Raw genomic sequence first — 25419 nt, forward strand, 5'->3', positions numbered from 1 at the left:
GGTGACGATCGACTGGACACGCGCGGCGGTGATCGGGGCGCTCACGGGCGGAGCGTTCTGGGCGGCGGCGGTGTACGCACTGATCACGTCGGAGGGCGCGGTGGTCGCCTGGGTGGCGGTTGGCGCGGTCGCGGTGGCACTGCTGGTGGTCGGCCTTGCTCTGTTCCGCCGCAGCTCTTCGCCTGAGAGGCGTTGTTACGGGGCGGGATTGGTGTTGGCGCCGTTCACCGGGCTGGTGCCGGTGGCGGTGTTCAGCGCGGCCGGGTTGCTCGTCCACGTGGGGGCGTCGGTATGACGAACCCAGAGGTGGTTCGGACCCAGCGACCGGCCGTGCTGCTGGCGGGGCTGTTTGTCGGGTTCGCGTCGGTGTGCCTGACGATGGGCGTGTTCTGGCCGTTCGCGCCGCTGTTCCCGGCGCTCGTCGCCGGGGTCGCCGCGCTGATTCCCGTCAAGGGGCACTTCGAGTTCGCCAAGGGTGCGCTCATCGCGGTGCTGGGCGTGGTGGCGTTCGAATTTCTTTTCGTGGTGCTGATGTTCGTGGGGGCGGGGCTGCGCTGAAAGCTGCGCGGCCATCTGTGCCCTTTCCTTCGCTCAACCGCCGACGGCGCCGAACCCTACCGAAGCGTCGTGAAAGGAGTGATGTTCGGTCCCGCATCTACGCCCCAGACAGCCGCGCACATTGATTACGAGCGCCGGCAATGCCCCGGCACCGGCGCAACCTACCTCGACGACGCCATCCGGTTCATGCGTGAGCTCGGCAGGGCTGCGCTGTCGCGCTCCGATGCGTGAGCGAGCCCACCTGGCGCGCATCTGCAAGGGCTCCATAGGAAAGTCGACGCTGCTCGACAAGTATGGAGCAGTCGCCACCCGCATCGTGCTGTACACCGCCTTACTCAATGGCTACCGGCTTGAGCGGCACGGCGAAGATTGGCCCGCTTGTGGAGGGACACGGGGACACTGGCACCGTATTTGAGTGACCCCGCCCAACTCAGCAAGGGATGATGTAACTCGGCGGTGTCGTGTAGTCGAGCCATTTCCCATATGCCCCACCTCCTGCAGCGCGAACCACGGCACAAACTTCGCTCTGCGAGTACCCAACAGGTAAGTAGACCGTATAGATCGGGTCGCCCTCGTCGTCAGCCTGACGCAGAGATGGGCAGGCCTGGTCGGTGCGCAGATAGGACGCGCCAGGGTGCCTGCTCAACAGATCCCTGACTCCTTGCGGATACTGCCCTGGCGTGGTGATGTTGCCTAGCACCACGATCCCCTGACCGTTGCACAATGGCCTGCTGATTCGTACGGGCAACCCGAGATCGCCCGACGCCGCCGGCGAAGGGCGGGGCGCGGGAGGAACAGGGCGGGGCGGCGGCACTGGCGCTGGTGCTGGCTGAGTGATGGTGGCCGTCTCGGTCACCGTCTCGGTCCGCGGCCGGCGCGACGTTGTGTCCTCTGCTTCGTCCCAAGGGGCCGACGGTGGAACCGGTGCTGCCGTCGGGGGTTCCGGCTGTGACTGCTGTCCCATCTTTGCAGCGACGAAGGCAACGATCGCTACCGCAAGTAGGGCCGCCAACCCGAAGACGAACAGCATCAAGCGATTCGACAGCCCGAGGCGCGACTCCGCGCGGGTGGTCACCAGCTCAGGCTTTGAGTCTGGGGCCATCGGACGAAGTATCGCCGGTGGGCGGACACTCGGTGCGATTTGCGTCGGTGCCTCAGCACCACGCCAAACCGCGTCACCGTGACTAAGCGCCAGCGCGAACTCGCGACACGTGTCGAAGCGATCGAACGGCGTCTTCGCCATCCCCTTGGCTAGCGCGCCGTCCATCGATGCGAGGTCAGAACGCACGCTGCTCAAAGGCGGAGGCGTCGAGGAGAGGTGACTGCCGATCAGGGCGGCAGGATTAGTTTGCGTGAACGGCTGATGACCGGTCAGGAGATGGAACGCCGTGCAAGCCAAAGCGTACTGGTCGGCCCGCCCGTCGAGACGATTGCCCATCAGCTGTTCGGGCGCGGCGTATGCGACAGAGCCGACGGTCATATTGGTCGCGGTTAGACCGTGGGTTTCATTAGCCGCCTTAGCAATTCCGAAGTCGGCCAGGAGAATCCTCTGTTCGCCTGTGCGGGGATCGGTTAGGAGGATGTTCGCAGGCTTGACGTCGCGGTGTAGCAGATACCGCTCATGCGCATAATCCAGCGCGTCGGCGACCGCCGACACAATTTCGAGTGCGTTCTTGGGCGGCATGCCGTGCGGATACCGTTCACGCACAAGCTGGGCGGCATCGGTGCCCTCGACGTAGTCCATGGCGATCCATAGCTGACCTTCATACTCACCGCGGTCATGAACCGCCACGATGTGCGGATGCCACAACGAGGCTGCCATGTCTGCCTCTCGGGCGAAACGTTGGCGGAACTCAGGGTCAGCGCTAACAAGCTCCGGAAGTACCTTGAGCGCTTCCAAACGGGGCAACCGAGGATGTTGCGCAAGGTAGACCTCGCCCATCCCCCCGGCGCCCAGCAGGCGGATGATGGTGTACCCAGCAAATTCCGCCCCATCAGCAATGGGCATACGGCGATATTACAAAGCAGCCCCGCAGTGTCGCCAGCACGCGACGCTTTGCACCCGCAATTTGATGAGTCGACTTCAGCACAGCGGGGCGGACCCGTTACGTAGGCTGACCGCCATGGATGCATCGCTGCCGCTCCAGTCCCACGGTCAAGCCAACCTAACGCGCCGCCGACTCCTGCAACTCGCGGGCGCCTCGGGGCTGGTGGTCACCGCGCTGGGCGCCTGCTCAAAGGGGCCAGCAGCAGGTCAGACGCCGACTCCCGCCCCCCCGCCTCCAGCGCCGGCCAATCTCCCGCCGACCGCGGCGGCAAACCAACCTCCGCCGCCGACCCCCACTGTTGCAGCCTCGGTTACCCCCGCCTCGCGGGTCATCCTGTGTCGTGACGCATGGGGTGCCCAGCCGGCCCGCCCGGGCGGCACACCGCACACACTCAATCGCCTGACAATCCACCACACCGCCGTCGCCCTGGGAGCCAATAGCAGCGCGCCGGCACGACTTCGCCAGCATCAGCATTATCACCAAGACACCCAGGGCTGGATCGATATCGCCTACCACTTCAGCGTCGACCGCAATGGCAACATCTATGAGCTTCGAAACCCCGGGCTCGTGGGTGACACCGCGACAAGCTATGACCCCACAGGCCACTTCCTCGTCGTGTGCGAAGGCAATTTTGACGAGGAACAAGTGACAGAAGACCAACTCAACGGCGCTGCACTGACTTTCGCTTGGGCGGCACAGCAGTTCAACATCTCTACCGACACGCTGGCGGGCCACCGTGATGCGAGCGCCGACACTGCCTGCCCCGGCGCGGGCCTATATGCTCACGTAACTTCGGGCGATCTTAAGAGCCGTATCGACGGCCTACTGGCCGTCGGAGATATCGAACTGTTCCCAATCTGCGGACCAGAGGCGTCTTCGATCGTTGCGGAGATCGAGGCGGGATCTCGTTAGTTGGCCTCTAACAGCTTGCAGGAGCGCCGGACGAAGCTGCTCCCAGACAGTCGGTTCGACCCCTTGGTTACCTCGACGGTGAGGATGGGAATACCGCGGTCGCGCCCGAAGTAGAAGTAGGAGCCTAGACATCCGGGAGTCGGGGCGAAGGACCTCGACTCCTCCACCGGCAAACCGCTGGCGGCCGCAAACCGGTGGGCGATCTCACGGGCCGGCCCGTCAGAGTTGATGAACTGCCTTCCCGCCCCCGAATGTGCGATCACCACAAGGTTGGGCGCCACGCGATCGACGGTCTCCGTGATTACCCGAGTTTCAAGCTCGCTCAACGATTTACCACCGTCCGCCTGGTCAGAATTGGACGCTGGAAAGTTCCGTTAATGTCGCTAACGTGGCCCGTCTACTTCGTAAGTGCCCGAATCGTCCCGGAAGACCACCTGCACCTGCCGTGCTGATCCGTTGATGATGACCTCGCACACGAAGGACTTGCCCTTGACGATCTTGGGATCCCTGCCGTCGTTGCACCTGACCGACGCGACGTTATTGGCCCCGTAGCCGTAGATTGGATCGGTGAGAATCTGACGGACACCGGCCTCGGCGTAGCTGATATTAAGCACTTGGTCGTCGAAGTATCCGAAGAACCACAATGCCACGGTGAGCACTATCGCCTCGACGGCCACGATCGTCAGACCGGCAGCGACCAGCACCCGACGTCGCGACTGTTTCATGTCCGTCGGTGTAGGCCGGTCCTGCGGCGGGACCTGGGCGGCAGCCCTGCGCGGTGGCGGCGATGGAGTCGTTGGTTGCCTATGCAACGTGGCCGGTGGACGGTGTCGGCTGTAGTTGGGGGGTTGGCCCAGAGGTGAGTACGTCGGCGGCCCGCCGCGCAGGGGTGCGCCGCCGGGGCGCAGCCACCACGGCTGCCTGGGCCCTTGTCGCGGTGAGTTCGTCATCGCTACGAGAACCGTTCAAAGCAGTCGTCGGCCTCACTGGACAGCCCAAGCCGATAAGCGAGGATCCGGGTGAATCCGGCCGGCGCTGGTCGTCCGTTCACATCGCTGGCGGCCACAGCGTTGGTCAAGAGACCCGCCACCGCTTCGTCGACGTCGCCCGGGGACAGCACGAAGTCCGCACCGTTCTCATCGGTCATTCGTCCCTGTGCCACTCCAGTCAGGCACGCCGTCCGTAGGGCAGCGACAGGAGTATCGAGGTTTACTCCTCGCTCCCGCTGGACCGCGAGCGCATACCGCGACGTCACCATTGACAGGGCCGTGTTGTCGCCCTGCACCAGAACCTCGTCTTCGTCCTCAGTCTTCGGCTCACCCGCCGCCTGCAGCGCGGGAAAGTCGACGTATATCGCATTGCTCGCCGGGCAGTACGCGGTTAGGGCTTTGGCTGCACCGCCGCCACATCCATTTCGTTGGGTTGTCAGCGTAGGCGGGTTGGCCACTGGTAGTACCTGACTCAGGACGGCCATCAAACGCGCCAGTGTGTCCTCGTCGATAGGACTGTCCAGCGACTCGCTGCCGTCAAAAATCATGACACTGCGCGGTAGATCTCCCTGACGCTCTTCGATTTCAGCGGTGTCGATCGCCTCGCACTGGTCGGCGTTACCGCTGAAGCCCATCTGGAAGGCGCTGACCCGGTCCAACGCGCTGCCGTGCTCGTCATCGAGAATGCCGAGCAACGGGGGATCGCGCGCGTAAATCGTCCCAGCGAGGACCTTGTTAAGGCCGTCACCCGTGCTGAGCACGAAGCGCCGAGACTCGCCCGCGGCCACGGAGCGCAGATACACGCCTGCGAAGCAGTCGGCCTGCTGCTCCCTGACCAGCCCGTCGGTATCCATATCCGTCAGGTCTGCCATCCATTGCAGTGCATGGCCATACTCGTGGGCGATTACCCCTATCGCTGCCATGTCTCCGAAGTACTCCCGAGCAACGGGAATGAAAGTGCCTCGGTCCCAGGCCATCACGTCCTGTCGGATACAGAAGAAGGCATTGGGCAGTTCATACGTTTCCTCCCCGCATATCACCGGGCTGGCCTGATCATTGGAGTCGTACGAAACCAGCTGATCCACTGGCTCGAACTGTCCAGGCAGGTAATCGGGATACGTTCGCCGCCAGAACTCCTCGATGTCGTTGACCGCCAGCAGCATCATGTGGTCGATTAACCCACCGTCCGTGTTATCGACGCTTCCGACAGGAGTTGGCGCACTCGGTCTCAGGCCGCTCAGGCCCTCAGTGACGGGCAGACCACCAGCACGCTCCGGATTGAAGAGCATCGAGGTTGCACGGCCGTCGACCTTGGCCGAACTGCACCCAACCAAGACTGCGAGGATCCACACCAAAGGCAACGACAACCGCACCGCCGAACTGAATGGGCGCATTGCCGCCGTCATGGGTGGAGCGTTCCGTTTAGGCGAGTCACCCCAAACGCCTCCTTCCGTCGTTCCGTCGTTGCTCCCACTCTGCCGCGTCCTCACACTTCCAGCCGGCAGTTGTTGCCAAATGTGTGATCCCACGGCTTAGCGAAGCGTATGAGCGGGGTACCTATCGCGCATCGCGGATCCCCGCAATGTTGCCGGAAGGCCGCTCACGGAGCGAACCCGCGGTGGATACTGCATCCCTATCGAGTTGAGCGCATTTTACTCATGGGTGGGCCAGATGTTCGGCCAGTGCAGGTTGACCGGTCTTCTGGGCCGAGGTCGGTCACAGCGGCGGGATCCCGTGCCGGATGCCTCGCGGTACCGCCCATTTGGCGTTGCGCCAGGTCGTGACGGTCATCCGAAGGGTGATCTGATCGCTCGGCGACTTTGACAGCGACGCGCTCGGGCCTGGTCACGTCGGTGGTCAGCGCGAAAGGCGCGCCCAGCAAACTGGCCCCGCGGAACCACGCGATACCACGCCTCGTGACTTGCGGGAACTTAAGCAGTGTTGATGGCATCAACGAATTCCGCGTGGGCGATTGGGCATAAGGAGGACTAATGACCCAGTTCCGAAGATGTCTCGGTTACCGGAGTCATCCCGGGATGTTCAACCGCCGCGCGAGGTCCGGTCCGCCGACGTCGCGGAGGAAGTCGGGATCGCCGCAGACGACGAGTTGGTCGCGCGCCCGCGACAATCCGACGTAGAGACGTTCGCGGGAGCGGTCGAACGCGGACTCCTCGTTGACCACCAGCACGACCGCGCGGCGCTCCAGGCCCTTGAAGCCGAGCACGTGACCGTAGAACACCTGATCGGCGTCCCAGAAGCTGTCCCAGTAGGCGGCGTTGCCTGCGGCCTGACGCTCGCGTTGTTCCGGGTGCCGGGTTCCGGTGGTCAGCAGGGCAACATCCTCAGGGCGCCAACCCTGTTCGAGAAGCAGCTCGACCTCGTCGTCACCCGCGTTCATCGCCTCGGCGCGTGAGCACGCCACATACTTGACCGCGGGCCCCTCCCCGCCGAGGAACCGCATCGGGTGATCCACCAACGGCTGGAACGCGTTCGCGATCTGGCGCGTGTTGCGCAGATTGTGGTCGAGCACCAGCGGGACCAGCGGCACCGGCGGTGACCCGTGCCGGTGGAAGACGCGCTGCCCCTCGTCGGTGAACACGTAGAGGCCGCCGGTCTCGTCGTCCTTGAGCGCCGCCAGCAGCGGGTCCCACCAGGCGTCGGCGAAGTCCTGGGCCTCGTCGACGACGATCGCGTCGAACCGCTGCCCGTCGTCCAGTTGCATTGCGAGCTCGGTCATCTGCGCGGGCAGATCGTGTTCCCAGAACTGCACGGTCTGCTCGGTACGAAGGGACTCGTCGGGGCCCGCCGGGGCGCCCCAGCGCTTGCCGAGGTCGTGGAACTCGCCGACGTAGGCGGGCTGTTGACGCCGGTTCCAGGCGGCGGTGATGCGTTCCAGGTACGACGCCAGGCCGTGCGAGTAGCAGACCAACGCGACGCGCTGCCCGTCGCGGGCCAGCCGGCGGGCCTGCTCCATCGCCAGGAAGGTCTTGCCGCTGCCGGCGCCGCCGCGGATCTCGACGCGGTTGAGCAGCCGGATGGCGTCGAGGATGACGGACTGGTGCTCGGTGAGAATGTCTGCGGCGTCCTCGTTTTCGAGGGCACGGGACACGACGCTGCGTTGCGGCAGGCCGCGTCCGCTCAGCGCTTCGCTGAGCTGCTCGATGCCGTCTTTGCTCAGGAACGGCCGGTCCAACTCCTGGCTGTGCAGCACATGCCGCAGCTTGGCGGCGATGTCGGTGAGGTCGCTGCGGTCGATGACCTTCCAGCGCGGGCAGTCCGGCAGGGCGAAGTCGTCGGGCAGGTCGGTGTTGGGCAGCACCACGACGTGGTCCCAGCGCAGCCGGCCCTGGCTCCACCGGGGGTCGTTCTCGATGAAGCTGCGCAGCGCGTAGCAGGCCTCGCGGGCCTGCCGGACGGGGTCGATGCCGACTTCGCGGCCGCGGCGCTTCTGCCGCCAGGTGTCGCCGTCGTGCCAGACCTCGCCGCCCTTGACCTCAAGACACACGATGCCGGCGCCCTCGATCGCGACGAAGAAGTCGACCTCGTGGTCTTTGAGGTGGTCGGTCACCCGCTTGCCGGGGATGACGAGGTCGCCGGGTTCGAGCTGGTCGATCAGAGCCTGCCACACCTTGCGCTCGGCCCCGTTGGCCAGCCGCGGTGTCTCGGCGGCGGTGATGGTCATCGTCGACGTCCCCCCTTCGTCGAAGGGATGTTAGCGAGCGGGCGCCAAAGTGGGGCGACGTAATCGTCCGCACTCGCCAGATGCCGCCGCACTTACAGAACGGCGACGTAGCCAGGGGATGGCACCGACGATGCGCCACCTGAAGCGCCGCGAAGTTGCCGTGTCGAGAGTCCCAACGAACCAGCCATCGCAATGCTACCCAGGTAGCATTGCGGTATGAAGATCAGCATCAGCCTCTCGGAAGACGAGATCGCGCTGGTCGACGCCTACGTCGACCACGCGGGTCTTCCGTCCCGGTCGGCGGCGATTCAGAAAGCAATCCGGATGCTGCGCTACCCGACACTGGAGGACGACTACGTGCAGGCCTGGGGCGAGTGGTCGAGCGGCGGCGAGGGCGATGTGTGGGAGTCCGCCGCCGGAGACGGCGTCGGTGATGCGGCGCGGTGACATCTGGTACGTCGATCTGGAGCCGTCCCGAGCGAGCGAGGCCAACGAGACGCGACCTGCCGTCATTGTCAGCAATGACCGAGCCAACGCCACCGCATCGAGGCTCGGCCGCGGGGTGATTACCGTCGTGCCGGTAACCAGCAACGTCGACAGGATCTATCCATTCCAGGTGCTTCTCCAAGCTCCCGACAGCGGGTTGGCGGTTGCGTCAAAGGCGCAGGCCGAACAGGTCAGATCAATTGCTGCACAGCGGTTGATCCGCCGGATCGGCCGTGTCTCCGCGCGTGAACTTGCAGAACTGGATGACGCTCTGCGGCTGCATCTCGCACTGTGAATCTCTGAAGGTCCGCGGCGCTCAGCTGCGCCGGCGCTTGGTCTGGGGCCGACACGTTCAGACTGCACTCAAGGCGGCGCAGGTCGAGTATGGGCCGCCGTAGGCGCAGTCTGAACGCAATCGCATACCGTGGTGGCGTGGCAGCACAGCTCGACCCGACCAAAGCCCTTGCGACGATTCTGATCGAGCACGGCCCCCTCCCCAAGGACGCTATCGCGCACCGCCTGCGCGATATGGGCGTCGCGGATCCGGAGGAACTCCTCCCCCGTCTGTTGAACGAAATTGACTGTCCCGCTGCGCCATTGGTCGACGAAAGCTGGGTGTGGCTGCCCGCGTTGCTGGCCGGTCGGGTATTCACGCACCGGGTCACATCCCAGGAGCTCGCCCACGACATCCTGCTCGTGACCCCGGACCTTGACGCGATCACCCACCTGTGCGAATTCGAGCCGTACGCGCGTCTGGTCGACGGCTCGCCGGTCAGCGTCGCGTTGCCGGCCTTCGACGAGGACGTGCTCGACGAGCGGGGCGTTCCCCCGGAGATGGTCGACGACGGCGGGGCGCTGGTACTGCCGCCGGGCACGCTGCGCGCCCTGGGTGTCGTCGACGGCGATCTGGTCGGTCTGCGGTTGGCGCCCGAGGGGCTCACCTTCACGCGGGTCACCGCGGACCCGTCGCCGTCGGCGGGTGCCGCGTTGGCAGCGACGCTGGACCCCGAAGAGCCGGTGACGTTCGACTCGGCGGTGTGGACGGCGTGCGCGGCGGATCCGGCGCTGTTCACCGAGCCCACACCGCCGCTGTCGGAGATCGCCGCCGACCACGGCCTGGAGGCCCGCGGGGGTCTGCTCGCACCCGCGGGTTTCGACTTCGACCGGTGGCGCTTCGATCTGGATTGTGAGGTTCTGAAGAGGCGGTACGACCTCGACGACGACGATGCGCTCGCCGTGCGCGCACTCAAGGCCATCTATGAGCAGATGTCGCAGCTGATCACGATGTTGCCCGCGGACGAGGACTTCGCCGACGACGCAGACGAGGACGTCGCAGCCGAGGACGCGCCGGTGCCGCCCCTTGACGGGTACCGGGAGCTGGTCGCCGAGTTCGGCGCCGAGCTCGCCGATCCGCGGCTGGCCGAGGTGCTGGTGGCCGAGACGCTGGGCCGCAATCCCGATGGCGCCGCGGCGCTGGGGTTGTTCGCCGAGACGCTGGAGCCACAGGTGCCGCGCCGCGCGCGGGTGGCGTTCCGCTGGCTACGAGCGGTGGCGCTGGAGCGCATTGGCGACATCGAGTCGGCCGAACGGGAGCTGCTGGCCGCCGAGTCGATGGACACCGACTGGCCCTTGCCGTTGTACGACCTGGCCCGGATCGCGTCCGACCGCGGTGACGTCGAGCGCGGGTTGGCGTTGCTTCGCCGCGCCGGAGCCGATCCGGACGATCCGTTGCTGGAGATGCTGAGCAGCTTTCGGGGCGAGGCCCGCCCCGACGTCGGCCGCAACGAGCCGTGCTGGTGCGGGTCGGGCCGCAAGTACAAGAAGTGCCATCTCGGAAAGGAGCAGCCGGCGCTCCCCGAGCGCGTGGGTTGGCTGTACTCGAAGGCAGCGCAGCACGCGCTGATGAGTGGCTGGCGCGCACTGATCGTCGAACTGGACTACGAGCGCAACCAGTTTCACGATGCGCCCGACGAGACGGCGGACCCGTTGGTAGTCGACGCGGCGTTGTTCGAGGGCGGCGCGTTCGAGGACTTCCTGGCCGTCCGCGGACCGCTGCTGCCCGAAGACGAGCGGTCGCTGGCCGAGCAATGGCTGCTGGTGGACCGGTCGCTCTTCGAAGTCGGGCAGGTGCGCCCCGGCCACGGGGTGACCGTACGCGACGTGCGCACCGGTGACATCCACGAGGTGCAGGAGCGCACCGCCAGCCGTCACCTCAAGTCTGGACAGCTGATCTGCACCCGGGTGCTGCCCGCCGGCGACGACACCGCGCAGTTCTTCGGCGGGCTGGAACCCGTTGCGCTGCATCAGCGTGACGCACTAATCGCGCTGCTCGACGAGGGGCCTGACCCGGTGGACCTCGTCGCGTTTCTGAGCCTCCGGTTCGCCCCGCCGACGCTGACCAACACTGAGGGTGACCCGATGATCATCTGTGAGGCCACCGTCCACGTCGGCGATGCGGCGTCAATCCAGTCGGCGCTTGACGACACCTACGACCGGGTCGAGGACGCTGAGCCGCCTAAGTGGTTCGAGCACGTCACCACGCACGGCATGGAGCGCATCCGCGCGACGTTGGTGCTCGACGGGGAGACGCTGCGGGTGGAGACCAACAGCGAGGAACGGATGGACCGGGTGCTGGCCACGGTGGAGCGGCTCGACCCGGCGATGCAGGTTCTCGAGGACACCCGCGAACGCGTGGACGATCCGCGGGCGATGGCCGCGCGCATGCCGGAAACGGCCAAGGGCGCGATCGAGCCCGACGACCCCGAGATCGCCGCGCTGCTCGACGCGATGATCCTGGACTACGAAGCCAAGTGGCTGGACGAACCGATCCCGGCACTCGACGGGCACACCCCACGCCAGGCCGCCGATGACCCGACCCGCCGGCCCGACCTGATCCGACTGCTCGACTCCTTCCCCGCCGACGCGGGCCGCCATGGGATGAGCGTGGACCGGCTCCGGGCGGCGTTGGGGTTGCCGTAACGCACGTCCATCGTCGATGTCAGACCCCCTGAATACAGTGCCGTCACACCTGTTCAGCTGGGGAGGAGACGGAGATGGCACCGAAACCCGTGGCCACTGCACGGCCGATCGACATCGTGGCGGCACGGCCGCGCCCGACGCGGTCGGTCGCGATTGCGCTCGCTCGGTGCAGCGAGTCGCGGTACCGGTATTCGGCGGCATCCGTCGAACACCGCTGGACCGGATCCGTGGAGGCCGAGTCCGTCGACACCGCGGTGCTCGACGTCATCAGCCGCGTCCGCGAGTCATCCGGCGGGGAGCGGATCCGGTTCGTGGTGCAGGTGCCGGCACGCAGCACGCTGTGGGCGCTGCGCGACGAGATCGCCCTGCTGATGCCCGGGGTGTGGATCGAGCGGCCGAGGCTCTCGGATGCGGAGCTGGTGCGGCAGGCGTGTGCAGGGCTGCGGGAGGCCACGCCGGTGCCGGCGGGTCCGGTATGGGTCGCGACGGACGGCTCGGTGCGGGGCAGGATCACCGGCTACGGGTGGCTCGCGTCTACGGGTGAATATGGGCTGCAGGGCTTGCGGCATTCGACCAAGCTGATCGGTCCGAAGGTGGTGTTGGTCGCCGAGCTGCGCGCCATCGGTGCGGCGGTACAGACGCTGCGCGGCCGCGACATCACGGTGCTCAGCGACAGCAAGTTCGCGGTCGCGATGGTGAAGCGGTGGATGGCCGGCGACGACGTGCTGCCGGAGGGCTACGCCGTCTACCGGGAGAGCGGGAAGACGCCGGGACTGGTTCGCGCGCAACAGATGATCTACGAGGATCGCGAGCGGATCACCCCGGTGTGGGTGAAGGGGCACCGCGGTGAGCCGCTCAACGAGGGCGCCGACGCCCTGGCCCGGCTGGCATCGCGATATGCGTTGGGCGACAGCGGCCTTGACGGCGCCGAATATCACCGCCGCGCGCAGGACCTGGCGGAGACGTTCTCGCGGGAGTTCACGAAGCAGACCGCTTGAGGACTCGCACCGGACGACCCGCTATCGGCCACCCGCGCAGGGTTGTAGCATCGGCTACAGCCGTGCCAGATTGCCACATCCGAGGTGTCAATGTCCGACACAACCAATCGAGTGACCCGGTTCGCCGCGGATCTGATGGACAGCGCTGCCGCCGAAGGCGCACGTCAGAACCGGTCGGCGGAACAGCAACTCGACCACTGGGCGCGAGTCGGGCGCGCAGTCTCCAGCCAGCACAGCGTTGCTCGCCGCAAGGTGGAAGCCGCCCGAGGAGTCACCACGGTCGCGCTCGACGACGACGGCGAGATCGTCCTGTACGCACCTGACGGCAGTTCGACACGGCTGGACCGCGGCACATGAGGTGGCTTCTCGCGAAAGCCACAAGCGCTGCGCTTCGTTGATGCGCCTCGACCGCGACGTGGGATCTGCCGGCCTGGACACCAACCTCTCTCCTCCACCGTCGGCGAGGCAGATAATGATCGACTCGACCGCAGACCGAACAGACGAGCAGAGGGCCCAGTGACAGACCGGCGACACCTGCGGGTGGTGACCAACCTGGAGTCGCGGCCCGATCTGCGTCACCCGCGACGGGACGATGCCGTCGTCTACCGGGTCAGGGTGGACATCGACGACGCCGATCCGCCGATCTGGCGGCGCATCGATCTGCGCTCGGACCTGACGTTGGACTTTGTGCATCAGGTCCTGCAGGTGGCGTTCGACTGGACCGACTCGCATCTGCACCGCTTCTCCCTCGGTGGCGGCGCGTTCGACAGGGACAGCCAGCTGTTCCTGTGCCCGTACGACGTCGCGGAGGCCGACTTCGAGGACGACGGCATTCCTGCCGCCGAAACCCGCCTGGACGAAACCCTGACTGCCACCGGCGATGTGCTGCACTACCTCTACGACTACGGCGACAACTGGGAGCTGACGCTGCGCCTGGAGCAGGTTCTGCCCGCCGATGGCGAGTGTGCCGCGGCGGCGGTCGTCGGCGGCGAGGGTGCCGCCCCGCCGGAGGACTGCGGGCACCTGGTCGACGCGGCGAGCCTCGCCGAGGTGCTTCCCGACCCCGCCCGTTTCGAACCGGATCGGATCAACGACGCCCTGCGCGGCCCGTACTTCGTGTTGCGCGAAGCGAAGGTCGACCCGCGTCTGGTCGACCTGGTTCAGCGGCTCACCTACACCGCGCACGGCGACAGCCTTTCCCAGGCGGCGCTCGCGCTGACCGAGAAACACACCCCGCTTGAGGCGGCGGATCTGATCGGCCACCTGCGAGGCTTCCAGTGGTTCTTGGATCGGGCGGCGGACGGCGGCATCCCGCTGACCGGAGCGGGCTATCTCAAACCGGCTGACGTGATGGAGGCATCGAAAGTGGTTCCGGTGATGGCGGATTGGATCGGAGCGAAGAACCGCGAGGCACACTGCTACCCGCTACTGCAATTCCGCGAGATGCTGGAGGACGTCGGCCTGCTCCGCAAGAACAAGGGCCAACTATTGCTGACCAGGGCCGGCCAGTCCGCCCAGCGCGACGTCAAGGCGTTGTGGGAGCACCTGGCCAGTCGGTTGAACCCCAAGCTCGGCGATGAGTTCCACGTGCAGGCCGGCCTGGTGATGCTCGCCTACGCCGCGGCTTCCCCGGACGCCCAACTGCCGCTGAACACAATCGCCGCGATCCTCACCGAACTCGGGTGGCGCCACGCGGACGGGACTCCCGTCACCGGATCCGCCCTGCGCCACCTCCCCGCATACGAGGTTCTGATCAACGTCACCGATCAGCCGGTCACGTGGCGTCGGCGGGATCTGATCAGTCCCGTGGCGGCCGCGCTGGCGCGGCGGGCGCTCGGCGTTTGAGGACGGTCGGGGTGCGGCCGGCCGATCAGTAGCTGCCTCCCGGCAAATTGGCGACGAGACCCTCTTCCTCGCGCTCATAGACTGACTCGAACGAAAACACAGCTGTCGAGGAAGCCATGGACCACCTGAACGTAGTTCCCGACTTCGCGTTCAACACGTCCCGCGCGGTGAGGACCGACGCCGTCGCGCTTCACGAGCAGCTCACCGGTATGCAATGGGACTGGAGTAACATGCCTCGCGGCTGGTCGGGAGCGGCGTCCGCGTACTCGCCGTTGTGGGCGGAATGGTTCGACGGCGCAGCCACCCTCGTGGACACACTCGAGCGAGGATCCCTTCGATGATGTTTGAAGAGCGGCCTTTACCCGACATAACTGCGTACCTCAACACGATCGACAGCTTCATCGGCCACTCGATTTCCGCTGCAGCATTCGAAAGGTCGTTCCTGCAGACATTTAAAGCTGAACGACGCACACTCGGCGAACCTGTCTATCCGATCCTGCAGGAGCTGTTCGAAGACGCCGATGCTCATGTCGCCGATCCGAACATTCGGACTGACCCTGAAGACATTGATGGCGAGCGGTTGTTTGAATGCGCCCGACGCGCGAGGCACGCACTGAGAGACATTGGATTCGAGTGAGGCTGGCTGTCAATGATCGACTACGGGAAGTTTCCTGGCCTCGCCGGTGTCTATCTTGAAGACAGCTACGTCCTCGCGATCGCCGAGTCTGCTGACCGACTAACTTTCAGGCTCGATGCAGTGTTGACTCCCGACAGTCCCGCTTATCATGCACCACGCCCCGGCGAGCAGTACTGCTATGCCATGGCCAGTCTCGTATTTCCGCATGTCAAAGGGATCGAGTGGCTTGCCAGGGCAGATCGCCACTACACCGATGCGACGGGCGAAGAAGATCTTGGCAACATCGACACCCTCGAGGTCACTGACGATCTGTTTGTGGCGGAGGGTGATTGGGGCCGGGTTCGCATCCGGGGCTCACAGCCCTACGTCGAACTAGAGGGATGACGCTCCCATGCCATTGAGGCTGACAGATTGTCTCAACACCGCCGAGACGGCACTCCTCCACGCCGTCCTCGATCGTCGCAACCCATCCTTAGCGGCGCGAATTCGGCTTCACGAGGTGTCTCGCTCCGATTCAGAGGGGATCGTTACCGCACTCGGCGATGAACTCATCAACAACCTCGACGACGAATGGGAGCCGACCGAGTACGGGCGGGCGGTCACCGCTGTCCTCGCCCGCTTCAACACTCACCGGATCGGTGAATGGCCATGACATCTCAGGGCTGGCGCCCGATGGCCGCAGACGAGGCGAATGTGGTGCGTTCCATCATCACCGCCGCGGACGTCCCTGGATCCCGCGCGCTGATTGACAGCCTCGGTGAGGCGCTCGTCCGTCGCTCGGCGCCTTGGATCCTCGACGTGAAGACCGCGGGTCGGACAGCAGTCACAGGCTTCCCGAACGGGCCGTTCCCCGCGCGCGCCCTTGTGCAAGACAGTGCCGGCTATCAGGGAGAAATCATCGTCTGGCTTGCCGACGGCCGTGTGTCGGGGCTGGAATACGCATGGGTCAGTGATGACCCTCCGTCCAGGTGGCCTCGGTCGGACGAGATGGAACTCCTCACAACCGATCCCGACGCGGAGCGGACTCCAATCGCCGGTGCGATGGATCTAGGCCTGAACGGCACGATAGTGCAGTCAGTGTTGATCGAGTTCACGCTCAGGCTGCAATTGTCGGACGCCTACTTCATCGTCATCGAGTCTCCGTTCAGGATGGAGCTCCATGGCGAGAGCATTTCGCTCTCGCCCGATACAGATGTTGAGGAAGCGTTCGAACCGGCGCGCCAACTGGTGGGACGGACGGTCAAAACAGCGACCGCGGCGACGAACGGAACGCTTCAAATCGTCTTCAGCGACGGCACCCAGTTGGAGGTCCCGCCAGACGAGACATACGAAGCGTGGAGCGTTTGCGGTCCTCACGGCGCGCTGGTGGTATGCACCCCGCGGGGCAGATTGGCCACCTGGAGTCGCGACGCCGACTCATGACATCGGCAGACGTGGGCCTATCCCTCTGAGCCGCCACGAGGATACAAGCGACGCAAGCAGACCTCGCAATCTCGCTCGCCCGCCACAGTCGTGATTGTGCGTCCGTGAAACGAATGCCAGCGCCTGACCGAGTGGAACACAAATAGGATCGGACCGTGCGGCGCACAAGAAGGGCGGGGAGATGACCCCGCGCGAAACCATCCTCCGCAGAGGTCTTGCCGATTGGGTCGCGCTCGACCGAATCCATTGGGAAGTATCTGAATCTAAGCCCGGCGCCCCCCTTAGCGCGGTTCAAGACGCGACGCTGACACTGATTCACGACCTGGTCGAGGAAGGGTTGTTCGAGGTCGGCGAGGTGTCCGACGAGACAGGATTCACCGCGTGGACCGAACCGCTCGACGAGGCGGTGGAACGCATCCGTCGTGTCTACGTGGCCGGTTTCGACCAGCAGGACATATGGCCGTGGTACTGCTGGCTCAATCTCACGGACAAGGGCGAGCGGTTAGCGCAACAGGTTTAGCCGACGCCATTTGCCACCTAGCAGTCACAAACCGGTGCCATTGACGGCCCTGATGAACGCGACGTGAAGGGTGTCACCCAGGCGCGCGGCACGCCTATCTCCCGGCCTGTGGTCTCAGAGACCCCCAGCGGCAGAGGCAGTCTCGCGAATTGCCGGAGCAGTATCTCGCCTTCTCAACCCGCCCGATTGAGTATCCCTCAGACAAAACCCAGGGCTTGGGCGAGTAGCAGCCCCGGCAAGAACACCGCCAGCGCTGCCGGCGCTGCGATCAAGCCGATCAACGTCCCTCGACCGACCTGCCCCATAGTCCCGTGCCGCGACTTCAGTACCATCGCCAGCACCAGATCGATCAGAAGCAGTGGCACGACGTAGATCGCGAGCAGAAACCACGGCAGGAACACCCACACCGCGAGCTCCACGACGAAGATGTTGCCCAGCGCCGCCAGAAAGGTGACCGGCCCATAATCCGGCTTACGCGGTTGTGCTGCAGCCTTATTCACCATCGCAGGATCCAGACTCCGTAGGCGGCTGCGCCGACGAGGACAACCGTATATGCCCCGGCGATGCTCAGTGCGACGCCCTGCGCGCGTGATGTCGCTGATCTTGCGAGGACAATCACGGCCACCACGCACAGAGACAACACCGCGGCGGCGCTCACGAGGAGAAGTGGTACCGCGCCGGTGCCCGGGAACCACTTCCCGAGCAGCCATGAGGTCACGATGAGCAGTGCCAGGTCGACCTGAGTGGTCAGTGGCGCCATCCAGGTAGCCGTGCACCACGTTCCAGAGTCCAAGCCGCGCAGTCGGGCGGACGTTGTCATGCTGTCTGCCTTTTCAGATCTGGGTGACGCCCGAGGGCAACGGGATTGACGGGACACGGCGGGCTCGTCGTCGGGCCGAACTCTGTCGACGTCGCCAGGCAGACGTCCAGCACGCTCACGAATTCAGTTTATGGGCGCAGCGCGGCGCTTCCGTTCACCAATTCGGCGTCATGCCAGTCGGCTGCCGCGCTGCTCAGCCGAGAGTCCCGAGATGTCGCCGCCGGCACAGGTTTGCCTCATGACGCGGTTCGGCAGCGCCCGAACGCGGACGGGATGGACAGACGGTCTGCATTCATGCCGTCTGGGCCGTTCCAACCCAGCGGAGAGCAGGCGTCACGTCACGTAATGCGCACGACGGAAGCGCTGGAGGTACCCCGACCAGTCCCAGCACGACAGGAACTCGGTGGCCGCCGCGTAGCCCTTGTCGTACAGGACGTCGGCCTCGGCGCGGGTGATGTCGAAGTCGAGGACGCCGACGTCGGTGGAGTCCACCTGGATGGCGCGCACCTTCACCCATGGCTGGTTGAGATGAGCCTGGTCGTGTCCGACCAGCATGGTGGTGATCAGACTCTCCAGGAAGGTGGGCCCGTCCCACGGCAGCCGCAGGCCGGGGATCAACTGCTGGGCCGTCGGGGCGGGCAGGTAGGGCACCACCGTCACGCCGAACGTCGGCCAGCGGGGCTCGGCACCGTCGGGCCGGTCGAACGAGTCGATCGGGAAGTTCGACAGCACCCCGCCGTCGACCAGTGTGCAGCGTTGCCCAGCAGCGTCTTTCAACGTGAAAGGCCGGAACAGGAACGGTATCGACATCGACGCCCGGACCGCGTCGGCGACGGACTGCTCGTCGGGATCCAGGCCGTAGATGCGTTCGTAATCCCACGGCAGCCGCACCAACTGGCCCGTGGTCAGGTCGGCCACGGTGACCACCAGCCGGTAGCGGCGCTCCGGCAGCAGGTGATCGGCGTCGATGGCCAGGTCACCGAACGTGCGCACACCCAGGTTCTTCAGTTCGCCGCGAATCCACTGATGGGCGAAGTCGCCGCGGTAGATCCCGGTCCCGCGCGCCAGACCCCAGGCGGTCCCGATCAGCGGGATGCGTTCGATCGGGCCGCTGTCGCGGAACCTCCGGTAGGGCACGCTCACCGCGATCTCGCGCAACTGCTCGGCGCTGAGCCCGCCGGCCTGGCTGCCGGCGGCCACCACCGCGCCGACCAGTGAGCCCGCCGAGGTTCCCGAGATGCGTTCGAGGGCATAGCCGGCGTCGCGCAGCGCGCCGACCGCGCCCACCAGACCGATTCCTTTGACTCCGCCGCCGGACAGCACGAGATCTGCGCGGTGGGGGTTTCGCTTCGCAGCCATCAGTCCAGCCTGACACGTTCGCTGGGCACTGCGGTGAGACCGCAGACCACAGGATTCAACCGCAGCCGCCAGGTTCAGGCGGACCTAGCGCCAACATCTCTCCAGTCGAGGGCGGCGAGGGCCCGTGCGGTCAAACCCTCGCGGATTCCGCTCCGCTCGTGCGCAAACGGGATGTACGCCCTCAGGAGGGCGGGCACATCCAGGAGGACCTTCAGCGGGTGATCGCCTTCCGACAGCGGAGAGTCGAGCACCTGTTCCACGCGCGCCGCGCTCCACCGCAATGGGTCGGCCGTGCCCGACTCCGTGAGTTCCTGCAAGAGGTATCGGTGGTCGCGACTGTCGAAGACCGCGCCTGCCTCGGACGCAAAGAACTCATCGAACAGCGCCTTGCTCGCATCCGGGTCCCACATGGGTGACTGATAGAGGTCGCCGCCGTCTGGCAGTCGACCGACCAGCCACTGCAGCAGCGGCCGGCAATCGGGCCACGTCGCGGTGTCGCGAAAGATGAAGTTTCGCTTGAGTCCGCACTCGATCCAGGCCCGCGCATCGGCGAGACTCATGTCGGCGGCCGTGCAGTCAGGACCGGACAGTTCGTCGACGGCGTCGTCGATGGTGACCACAAATAGTGCGGCATCGGCGATCTCGGAGTCATCGAGGTGATTAATCAGAACCCCGCATGTCGCTTCCTGCCCGTCGAGGAGTCGGGCCCCGAGCAAGATCTGGTCGAAGTCTCCGAGCACGTGTGTGAGGCGCACAGCGCGGTACACGTCGACGTCTCGCAGTGCGGTGACCCATGGCACCAGCGGCCCGTTGTAGGCGTTCAGCGCTTCCCGGCAGCGAAGCTGCAGTTCGCCGTCCAGCAGTTCGGCGAACAGCGCTACGACGGACGCGGATCCGGGGTCGGGGTCATCGACGAGGCTCTTGACGAGGTAGTCGATATCGATTGGGTCTTCCTGGTGGGAACGGAAGTTCGCCAAGGGGTCTGGTTTTGCCGCCTCGACCTGCTGGCTGGCGAACACCAGGAAGCTCCATGGACTCAAAGCGTTGGTCGGGTCCTGCTGCGGATCGTCGGGAGGCGGTTCAGAGCCGGTGCCAGCGCGGCGTTTCCGTGCCCGGCGTGCGTCCCGACGCGCCTGCTTGGTTCTGCGTCGTCTGTGTCTGTCAGTCATGGCGCGGACGCTACTCGGCAGCAGGGACATGTCAGACCGCCCTCTTACCGCGTGCGGTCTGCAGCCAGTCCGTCAGCCCCCGCACACCACCTTGGGAATTGGGTCATAGCGCACGGTGTGGGATTCCGTGCGGGTATCGCCGGTGACGATGTCGCGCAGGGTGCGGGTGTCGGTGATGGTGAATCCCGGTGCGCCGCTGCTGGCGCTGCACGACTCCCCTGCCGGGATGGTGATCGTCCTCGGGCTCGTCGGCGCCGAGCGCGGGCTCTGCGCCGACGTCACCTCGTAGCGTTTGATCCCCACCAACTGGACGGTGATCGCCGACGACGTCCACGTGGTCTGGATCTGCACCGGGGTCGGTCCGTCGTTGCGGAACTTGACGTCGATCTCGTCGCCGAACACGGTGGCCTCCCGGCCCGCCGGATAGCGGCTGATGTAGTAGCTGTGCTCCTGGTGCTCGACGAGTTCCATGCCCGCGAAGTACGCGGCGTTGAACAGCGTGGTGGCCACCTGGGACACACCGCCGCCGACGCCGCTGTCCGGTCTGCCGTTGAGGATGATGCCGGCCTCGACATAGCCGTTGGCGGCGGTGCGCGGGTTGGTGGCGCCGTTGAGGCTGAACGTCTCCCCGGGCGCGACGACGATGCCGTCGATCGCATCTGCAGCGCGTTTGATGTTCACGCCGGAGTCACCGGAGAACCCGGACGTCTGGAACTCGCCGATGACCTGGACGGGGCCGAGCGCGTCGATGTCGGCCGTGGTGAACGTCGCCGGCTCGTCCACATAGACGGCCGCGACCTCGCGGTCGGTGGTGTCGGTCAACACGTCCATCAGGTCGGCGAGGGTGTCGTCGTATTCGATGCGACGGCCGTCCTGCGACGGCACCTTCGCCGGCGGGGACGCGGTGAAGTCGATGGTCGCGTCGCGCCGCGGGACCTCCGAGTCGGCGAGTTGGGGCCGGGCGGCGTCGGCGATGGCGTTCTGGTCGATGGTGGCCACAATCTCACCGTCGTCGGCCGTGAAGGTCAGGGCCGACGCGATGACGTTCTCAGAGATGACGGCGCGGACGTCGTCCTCGCCGGTGATGACCAGCGGCCCGGACACCGCGGGCGCGGCGATGTCGGCGACGGCGGCCTCGACGTCGGACGCCGTTGTGCGGGGCTCCAATTCGATCATCGGCAGATCAACGGTGCTGCCGGTGGCCCAGTCACGCTTGAGCAGTTCGGTGGCAGCGTCGACGTCGAGTCGGTGGCCGGTCTCCGGGTTCACCCCGACGGGTTCGCGGCCCTCGAAGCGCACCGTGCCCTCGACTGGATCCTGGGCGACGCGGGTGCCCAGGTCGTCGAGCGCGGCGGTGAGGGCGGTGTCGTCGGCAGTGGAAACAACGCCGATCTCGCGTGTGGTGAACAGCGACGAGAGGCGGGTGAGCGGGTTCAGCGGTTGGGCGCCGGCCTGATCCACGGTGGCGCGCCAGTCGACGGACAGGCCGGCCGACGTCGGGTCGATCTCGGCGCGCTCGGGGCCGGCGGTGACGGGGACCGGTCGGGTGGTGCGCGGGGTGACCGCGGCGCGCAGCCGCTCTTCGGCATCGGTCAACGTGAGACCACCGATGGGCACGCCGGCGGCGGTCACGCCACGGGGCACTCTGTCCGAGCTGAGGATCAGATCGCCGAGGTAGAGGCCCGCCAGGACGGCGAACGGGGCGGCGAGCAGAAGCCACAGGCCCCGGAAGCGGCGGGGCTTGGCGGGCTTGGCGCCGGGGATGACCTGCGGGTGCACTGTGCCGCCCGGCGTGCCGGCGGGGCGCCCTTCGAGCGGCATCGACTCAGTTCCTCGTACATCGTTTCGCGTGTCGGCAAACACGTCGTCAATCAGCTTACGGATCGATGGCCGTCCGCGCCGTGGGCCGATCACGGGCAGTTAGCACCCTCGCCCGTCGGCAGTTGGCAGTTGGCGCGAGAATGTCCATGCGCTAGCTGTACCTCACCGCAGATCGTCGAAACCGACAACCTTGCCGCGGTTGATCGAAACCCAGTCTCTGGCCTCCAGGTACGGGCGGAACGCCTCGGCGATCGCCAGCTGATCGGCGGTGGATTTGGGCCGCTGCAGCTCGTAGAGGTGGGGGAACTCCGTCCATGCGACTACGGCGTCCCACAGCCGCAGTGCCGCTTCACCGGCTGGCGGGTCGATGAGCACCGGGCCGAACAGGCATTGCCCGTCGGGGAAGAACAGCGTGGGCACGCCGTAGCCGCCGGCGTCGACGACACGGTTGTGGTCGGCCATGACCTCATCACTCGTCGTCGGGTCATCCACCGCCTCATCGACGAGCCCCGGATCGAAGCCGAGTTCTTCGAGAAGGTGTCGCGCGACAGCCTTTTCGTGCGGCTTGTGCCCTTCGACGTGCAATGCCCGCGCTGCGCGTTCGTACCACGCGTCGACGTCAGCCATGGACCGCCGGCGCAGCAGCGCGCCGATCCGCATCATCGACCAGCCATAGGACCACTCCCGTTCCCAGGGATGCTTCTTGCCCTCCTGGCGGTTGATCTCCTCGAGGCTGAAGAAGCGCCAGTTCACGTGCAGGCCGGTCTGGTCGCGCACGGCACGAATCCACCGCGATGTCTGGTAGGCGTACGGGCACATGACATCGAAATGGAAGTCAACGGAGACAGGCGGATTCGTCACATCGTGAACCTCAGATTGCGGGCGGCCCGGTCACCGAGTGCATCGTCGCCGGTCCAGCTGATCTTCCCCGAATCGATCTGCTCCTGCGGGTCGATCCGCCCGCAGGCCAGTTGGATGAACGTCGTCGAATCGGTCGTCACCACGACGTCTGGATTGTCGAGGTGCTCTACCTTGGCCGCCCGCCCGTCGACGGCAACATGCAGCTGCCGGGTGATCGGTCCCGTGAGGTTGAAGGTGATGCTCTTGCCGTCGGGAACGCCGATCTTCTTCCCGACGATGTAGCCGATCGAGTTCTCCACCTGTGCCAGCGACAGCTCCGCGCCGACGCCGGAGTCGTCGGTCGTCCGTCCGAGGGGCGTGGTGATGTCACGCTCGTGGACCCAGAAGTCGAAGACTCGGATTGCCAGGAACCCGCCGTAGGTGCCGGGACCGATCGGCGTCCAGGAGGGCCGGCGGAAATCGTCGTCCGTCAGGGCCGCCAGGTCGCGGCGCCTCGCGTCGAAGACGCCGCGGACCTTGTCGAGGTAGGGCGCGGAGTCGGCGAGGAACTCCCCTGCGCGCTCGAACGGCGGCGGAGTGGTGTCGTCGTCGGGCATCCAGCCGGTCATGGCAGCCTCGATGCTGGTGACATGGTCGACGACACCGCGAACCGTCCAGTCCGGGCACAGTGACTGCGTCTGCCATTCGTCATCGCCGAGGTCGGCGCACAGCGATTCGTAGGTGTCGAAGCAGTGCTCCAACGCGCCGCGAACCTCCGCCGCACTCGTGATGTCGGGCTTCATGGGCAATCTCCTTCGGTGTGAGCACTGCCAGTATGGCCAGCCTGCCACTTTCGGCGCGTCGGCTCGGCCGATTCGGGTGCGGCCAGGCACTCGCTGCCAGGTGATCGCCATCGGCCGCTCGCCCTCGTGTGACACCCAATCCGCCGGCCCGAGGAAAACGTACGGCGCGCCATCGCCGAACTTTGACTTCTTCGTCTCGCAAACGAACAGCAGGATGTGCGATCCGGCACGACGATGGTTGATGTAACGCTGTCCTGTCTGGGATGTAGCCGACGTCGTAGATTGCGATTCCCAGTGGAACAACTCTGGGCTAAGTCTGCTGGCCTCCTGTGGAACCGGAGATGTCAGACCTCGCTTCTACCGTGATGGCTCCACGATCCGGCCTGGGGAGGAGACGGAGATGGCATCGAGGGGTCGCTACTCGCAGCCGAGCGACGGCGCGGTGTTCTGCGCCATCCTGCTGCTGCTTCTGGCGGTCGGATTCGTCATCAAGTACATCTGGTGGTTCGTCGGCGGCGCGGTACTCGTGGGTGTGTTCGCCGGAATCTATTGGCTCGCGCAGAAGATGGAAGAAGAACGCCAACTGGAGGCCGACGAGGCGGCCGAGCGGGAGTTCGAGATGACCCGTCGCGCCGAGCGACAGAAGCGGTGGACGCTGATCGGCGACACGCGGGCCATCTACGGCGAAGACGGGGCCGCGGCCATGCGCAAGATCACCGATGATCCTGAATCGGACGCTGAGGCGGCACAGGATGATTCGCCGGTGGCGCAGCTGGCGACCACACCGGCCGAGTTGGATGCGCTGGTGCGGGAGAAGCCTTCGGCGTGGCCGCACGCATTGTTCGCGTCGATCCTGGTGCAGCGGGCCGCTCCGCTGCAGTCGCGGTTGCGCGACAGCGAGCTCGGCTTCACCGCGCCGACGTCTACCGTCGCTCTGTCGCCGGTGCATCTGGCGTCCACGGTGGTCACTCTGATCGACGAGATGATCGCGACGGCCCACCAGTTGGAAGGCTTTATGGCAGCGCCGGCGTTCATGGCGGCGTTCACGGGCAAGGGCGGCGAGGAGGCGGATCCGGAGGCGATCAAGCACATTGCGCATCGCACGATGGACTACCTGGAACGGTTCCTGGAGCTCTCGGAGCGCTGCCGGGTGCTGCCGGTACGGTCGGAGCACGTCGACATCGTCGCCGACTGCGCGCGCATGCTCGACGATCCGTTGACGAGCTATCGGGAGTTCATCACGGACTTCGTCGACATCATCGAGGCGCTGCCGCGAGTGCTCACACACGCCACCGGTCCGGTCGATATGGGCTCTCTCGGACTGTATTTGAAGATCGATGACAAGCGGCACTCGCGCATCCTCAAGCGACTCGACGCAATCACGCGGTCATCGTCACTGGTACTGTTTAGAGACTGCAGCGCCATCTCGCCCTCGCGACACACACCCTGAGGTGAGCCCCGTGTAGTGGTCCAGTCGTTGTGGGACTCTGTTGCCCGAGTGTTTGGGCAGGAAGAATCGACGACGACATGG

The 25419-nt window shown here is 65.8% G+C and carries 28 protein-coding genes and 1 pseudogene; 17 read left to right on the top strand and 12 right to left on the bottom strand.

What is annotated here, in order from left to right; all coding sequences use genetic code 11:
• Position 1: 1 nt before the first annotated feature.
• From BN976_RS10225 to BN976_RS33770, 3 genes are all read left to right on the top strand, one after another.
• Positions 2-295 carry a hypothetical protein gene (locus BN976_RS10225; protein WP_036370287.1) on the top strand — a complete coding sequence of 98 codons (294 nt, stop codon included), beginning with the start codon at positions 2-4 and terminating at the stop codon, positions 293-295.
• On the top strand, positions 292-558 hold the full coding sequence (locus BN976_RS10230) for a hypothetical protein (RefSeq protein WP_011778418.1): 267 nt from the start codon (positions 292-294) through the stop codon (positions 556-558). Before BN976_RS10225 ends, BN976_RS10230 begins: the two co-directional genes overlap by 4 nt.
• A gap of 69 nt (positions 559-627) precedes the next feature.
• Positions 628-789 (top strand): hypothetical protein, encoded by a 162-nt coding sequence (locus BN976_RS33770; protein ID WP_158498013.1) that lies wholly within the window; start codon positions 628-630, stop codon positions 787-789.
• A gap of 199 nt (positions 790-988) precedes the next feature.
• Here BN976_RS33770 and BN976_RS10235 read toward each other — a convergent pair whose 3' ends face one another.
• Complete coding sequence (locus BN976_RS10235; protein ID WP_036370289.1) at positions 989-2566, bottom strand: serine/threonine-protein kinase; 1578 nt, start codon at positions 2564-2566, stop codon at positions 989-991.
• A 115-nt stretch (positions 2567-2681) separates the two neighbouring features.
• Between BN976_RS10235 and BN976_RS32545 the strand changes: the two genes are divergently transcribed.
• Positions 2682-3518 carry an N-acetylmuramoyl-L-alanine amidase gene (locus BN976_RS32545; protein WP_084182263.1) on the top strand — a complete coding sequence of 279 codons (837 nt, stop codon included), beginning with the start codon at positions 2682-2684 and terminating at the stop codon, positions 3516-3518.
• A 383-nt stretch (positions 3519-3901) separates the two neighbouring features.
• On the opposite strand, the gene BN976_RS10250 is transcribed toward BN976_RS32545, so the two are convergent.
• The 3 genes from BN976_RS10250 to BN976_RS10260 all read right to left on the bottom strand — a co-directional run bounded on the left by BN976_RS10250 (position 3902) and on the right by BN976_RS10260 (position 8189).
• Positions 3902-4243 (bottom strand): DUF4333 domain-containing protein, encoded by a 342-nt coding sequence (locus tag BN976_RS10250; protein WP_084182264.1) that lies wholly within the window; start codon positions 4241-4243, stop codon positions 3902-3904.
• A 227-nt stretch (positions 4244-4470) separates the two neighbouring features.
• A complete protein-coding gene (locus tag BN976_RS10255) occupies positions 4471-5913 on the bottom strand; it encodes a neutral zinc metallopeptidase (RefSeq protein WP_409366014.1) in 1443 nt (480 codons plus the stop codon).
• A 620-nt stretch (positions 5914-6533) separates the two neighbouring features.
• The gene (locus BN976_RS10260; RefSeq protein WP_036370295.1) at positions 6534-8189 is read right to left on the bottom strand and encodes an NERD domain-containing protein; all 1656 of its coding nucleotides are present in this window, start codon (positions 8187-8189) and stop codon (positions 6534-6536) included.
• 216 nt (positions 8190-8405) lie between these two features.
• Between BN976_RS10260 and BN976_RS10265 the strand changes: the two genes are divergently transcribed.
• From BN976_RS10265 to BN976_RS10320, 12 genes are all read left to right on the top strand, one after another.
• Positions 8406-8636 (top strand): ribbon-helix-helix domain-containing protein, encoded by a 231-nt coding sequence (locus tag BN976_RS10265; protein ID WP_011778414.1) that lies wholly within the window; start codon positions 8406-8408, stop codon positions 8634-8636.
• A complete protein-coding gene (locus BN976_RS10270; RefSeq protein ID WP_036370297.1) occupies positions 8620-8970 on the top strand; it encodes a type II toxin-antitoxin system PemK/MazF family toxin in 351 nt (116 codons plus the stop codon). The genes BN976_RS10265 and BN976_RS10270 overlap by 17 nt, the downstream gene beginning before the upstream one ends.
• Before the next feature lie 137 nt (positions 8971-9107).
• Positions 9108-11654 carry an SEC-C metal-binding domain-containing protein gene (locus tag BN976_RS10275; protein ID WP_036370299.1) on the top strand — a complete coding sequence of 849 codons (2547 nt, stop codon included), beginning with the start codon at positions 9108-9110 and terminating at the stop codon, positions 11652-11654.
• A gap of 74 nt (positions 11655-11728) precedes the next feature.
• Positions 11729-12652, top strand: coding sequence for a ribonuclease HI (locus tag BN976_RS10280; RefSeq protein WP_036370300.1), 924 nt, complete (start codon positions 11729-11731; stop codon positions 12650-12652).
• A gap of 90 nt (positions 12653-12742) precedes the next feature.
• Complete coding sequence (locus BN976_RS10285; RefSeq protein ID WP_036370564.1) at positions 12743-13009, top strand: TA system antitoxin ParD family protein; 267 nt, start codon at positions 12743-12745, stop codon at positions 13007-13009.
• A 159-nt stretch (positions 13010-13168) separates the two neighbouring features.
• Positions 13169-14497, top strand: a complete 1329-nt coding sequence (locus BN976_RS10290) for a plasmid pRiA4b ORF-3 family protein (protein ID WP_036370302.1) — start codon at positions 13169-13171, stop codon at positions 14495-14497.
• A gap of 116 nt (positions 14498-14613) precedes the next feature.
• Positions 14614-14838, top strand: coding sequence for a WXG100 family type VII secretion target (locus tag BN976_RS10295; RefSeq protein ID WP_036370566.1), 225 nt, complete (start codon positions 14614-14616; stop codon positions 14836-14838).
• Positions 14835-15134: a colicin immunity domain-containing protein gene (locus BN976_RS10300; RefSeq protein WP_158498014.1), complete on the top strand. Its 300-nt coding sequence runs from the start codon at positions 14835-14837 to the stop codon at positions 15132-15134. Before BN976_RS10295 ends, BN976_RS10300 begins: the two co-directional genes overlap by 4 nt.
• Before the next feature lie 12 nt (positions 15135-15146).
• A complete protein-coding gene (locus BN976_RS10305) occupies positions 15147-15518 on the top strand; it encodes a hypothetical protein (protein ID WP_036370307.1) in 372 nt (123 codons plus the stop codon).
• A gap of 7 nt (positions 15519-15525) precedes the next feature.
• The gene (locus BN976_RS33560) at positions 15526-15786 is read left to right on the top strand and encodes a hypothetical protein (RefSeq protein ID WP_145977932.1); all 261 of its coding nucleotides are present in this window, start codon (positions 15526-15528) and stop codon (positions 15784-15786) included.
• Between the two features lie 20 nt (positions 15787-15806).
• Complete coding sequence (locus BN976_RS34355; protein ID WP_235622022.1) at positions 15807-16556, top strand: DUF6188 family protein; 750 nt, start codon at positions 15807-15809, stop codon at positions 16554-16556.
• A 181-nt stretch (positions 16557-16737) separates the two neighbouring features.
• On the top strand, positions 16738-17076 hold the full coding sequence (locus BN976_RS10320) for a hypothetical protein (RefSeq protein WP_036370309.1): 339 nt from the start codon (positions 16738-16740) through the stop codon (positions 17074-17076).
• A gap of 197 nt (positions 17077-17273) precedes the next feature.
• Here the strand turns inward: BN976_RS10320 and BN976_RS10325 are convergent, their stop codons facing one another.
• The 8 genes and pseudogenes from BN976_RS10325 to BN976_RS34360 form a co-directional block, all read right to left on the bottom strand.
• Complete coding sequence (locus BN976_RS10325; RefSeq protein WP_145977933.1) at positions 17274-17576, bottom strand: hypothetical protein; 303 nt, start codon at positions 17574-17576, stop codon at positions 17274-17276.
• Positions 17573-17896 carry a hypothetical protein gene (locus tag BN976_RS10330; protein WP_145977934.1) on the bottom strand — a complete coding sequence of 108 codons (324 nt, stop codon included), beginning with the start codon at positions 17894-17896 and terminating at the stop codon, positions 17573-17575. The genes BN976_RS10325 and BN976_RS10330 overlap by 4 nt, the downstream gene beginning before the upstream one ends.
• A 333-nt stretch (positions 17897-18229) precedes the next feature.
• Positions 18230-19255 carry a patatin-like phospholipase family protein gene (locus BN976_RS10335; protein WP_036370313.1) on the bottom strand — a complete coding sequence of 342 codons (1026 nt, stop codon included), beginning with the start codon at positions 19253-19255 and terminating at the stop codon, positions 18230-18232.
• 74 nt (positions 19256-19329) lie between these two features.
• Positions 19330-20424 (bottom strand): hypothetical protein, encoded by a 1095-nt coding sequence (locus BN976_RS10340; protein ID WP_235622023.1) that lies wholly within the window; start codon positions 20422-20424, stop codon positions 19330-19332.
• 72 nt (positions 20425-20496) lie between these two features.
• The gene (locus BN976_RS10345; protein ID WP_051558379.1) at positions 20497-22245 is read right to left on the bottom strand and encodes a VanW family protein; all 1749 of its coding nucleotides are present in this window, start codon (positions 22243-22245) and stop codon (positions 20497-20499) included.
• Positions 22246-22407: 162 nt separating this feature from the next.
• Entirely contained in the window at positions 22408-23106 is a 699-nt protein-coding gene (locus tag BN976_RS10350; protein ID WP_036370316.1) for a mycothiol-dependent nitroreductase Rv2466c family protein, read from the bottom strand.
• Positions 23103-23888, bottom strand: coding sequence for a maleylpyruvate isomerase family mycothiol-dependent enzyme (locus BN976_RS10355; protein ID WP_036370319.1), 786 nt, complete (start codon positions 23886-23888; stop codon positions 23103-23105). Before BN976_RS10355 ends, BN976_RS10350 begins: the two co-directional genes overlap by 4 nt.
• A gap of 93 nt (positions 23889-23981) precedes the next feature.
• Positions 23982-24203 (bottom strand): annotated as a pseudogene (locus BN976_RS34360) (DUF3427 domain-containing protein); the annotation flags it as partial.
• An 85-nt stretch (positions 24204-24288) separates the two neighbouring features.
• Here BN976_RS34360 and BN976_RS10360 point away from each other — a divergent pair.
• On the top strand, positions 24289-25338 hold the full coding sequence (locus BN976_RS10360) for a hypothetical protein (protein WP_051558380.1): 1050 nt from the start codon (positions 24289-24291) through the stop codon (positions 25336-25338).
• The last annotated feature ends 81 nt before the right edge of the window (positions 25339-25419 follow it).

Origin of the sequence: Mycolicibacterium austroafricanum (assembly GCF_000612725.1) — a bacterium.
Classification (GTDB): Bacteria; Actinomycetota; Actinomycetes; order Mycobacteriales; family Mycobacteriaceae; genus Mycobacterium; species Mycobacterium austroafricanum.

What these genes read in the sequence shown, in the direction of transcription:
- BN976_RS10230 (WP_011778418.1), top strand. Translation starts at nt 292, where the DNA reads ATGACGAACCCAGAGGTGGTTCGGACCCAGCGACCGGCCGTGCTGCTG.
- BN976_RS10235 (WP_036370289.1), bottom strand. Translation starts at nt 2,566, where the DNA reads ATGCCCATTGCTGATGGGGCGGAATTTGCTGGGTACACCATCATCCGC.
- BN976_RS32545 (WP_084182263.1), top strand. Translation starts at nt 2,682, where the DNA reads ATGGATGCATCGCTGCCGCTCCAGTCCCACGGTCAAGCCAACCTAACG.
- BN976_RS10250 (WP_084182264.1), bottom strand. Translation starts at nt 4,243, where the DNA reads ATGAAACAGTCGCGACGTCGGGTGCTGGTCGCTGCCGGTCTGACGATC.
- BN976_RS10255 (WP_409366014.1), bottom strand. Translation starts at nt 5,913, where the DNA reads ATGACGGCGGCAATGCGCCCATTCAGTTCGGCGGTGCGGTTGTCGTTG.
- BN976_RS10260 (WP_036370295.1), bottom strand. Translation starts at nt 8,189, where the DNA reads ATGACCATCACCGCCGCCGAGACACCGCGGCTGGCCAACGGGGCCGAG.
- BN976_RS10265 (WP_011778414.1), top strand. Translation starts at nt 8,406, where the DNA reads ATGAAGATCAGCATCAGCCTCTCGGAAGACGAGATCGCGCTGGTCGAC.
- BN976_RS10280 (WP_036370300.1), top strand. Translation starts at nt 11,729, where the DNA reads ATGGCACCGAAACCCGTGGCCACTGCACGGCCGATCGACATCGTGGCG.
- BN976_RS10285 (WP_036370564.1), top strand. Translation starts at nt 12,743, where the DNA reads ATGTCCGACACAACCAATCGAGTGACCCGGTTCGCCGCGGATCTGATG.
- BN976_RS10295 (WP_036370566.1), top strand. Translation starts at nt 14,614, where the DNA reads ATGGACCACCTGAACGTAGTTCCCGACTTCGCGTTCAACACGTCCCGC.
- BN976_RS10300 (WP_158498014.1), top strand. Translation starts at nt 14,835, where the DNA reads ATGATGTTTGAAGAGCGGCCTTTACCCGACATAACTGCGTACCTCAAC.
- BN976_RS10305 (WP_036370307.1), top strand. Translation starts at nt 15,147, where the DNA reads ATGATCGACTACGGGAAGTTTCCTGGCCTCGCCGGTGTCTATCTTGAA.
- BN976_RS33560 (WP_145977932.1), top strand. Translation starts at nt 15,526, where the DNA reads ATGCCATTGAGGCTGACAGATTGTCTCAACACCGCCGAGACGGCACTC.
- BN976_RS34355 (WP_235622022.1), top strand. Translation starts at nt 15,807, where the DNA reads ATGGCCGCAGACGAGGCGAATGTGGTGCGTTCCATCATCACCGCCGCG.
- BN976_RS10320 (WP_036370309.1), top strand. Translation starts at nt 16,738, where the DNA reads ATGACCCCGCGCGAAACCATCCTCCGCAGAGGTCTTGCCGATTGGGTC.
- BN976_RS10330 (WP_145977934.1), bottom strand. Translation starts at nt 17,896, where the DNA reads ATGACAACGTCCGCCCGACTGCGCGGCTTGGACTCTGGAACGTGGTGC.
- BN976_RS10335 (WP_036370313.1), bottom strand. Translation starts at nt 19,255, where the DNA reads ATGGCTGCGAAGCGAAACCCCCACCGCGCAGATCTCGTGCTGTCCGGC.
- BN976_RS10340 (WP_235622023.1), bottom strand. Translation starts at nt 20,424, where the DNA reads ATGACTGACAGACACAGACGACGCAGAACCAAGCAGGCGCGTCGGGAC.
- BN976_RS10345 (WP_051558379.1), bottom strand. Translation starts at nt 22,245, where the DNA reads ATGCCGCTCGAAGGGCGCCCCGCCGGCACGCCGGGCGGCACAGTGCAC.
- BN976_RS10355 (WP_036370319.1), bottom strand. Translation starts at nt 23,888, where the DNA reads ATGAAGCCCGACATCACGAGTGCGGCGGAGGTTCGCGGCGCGTTGGAG.
- BN976_RS10360 (WP_051558380.1), top strand. Translation starts at nt 24,289, where the DNA reads ATGGCATCGAGGGGTCGCTACTCGCAGCCGAGCGACGGCGCGGTGTTC.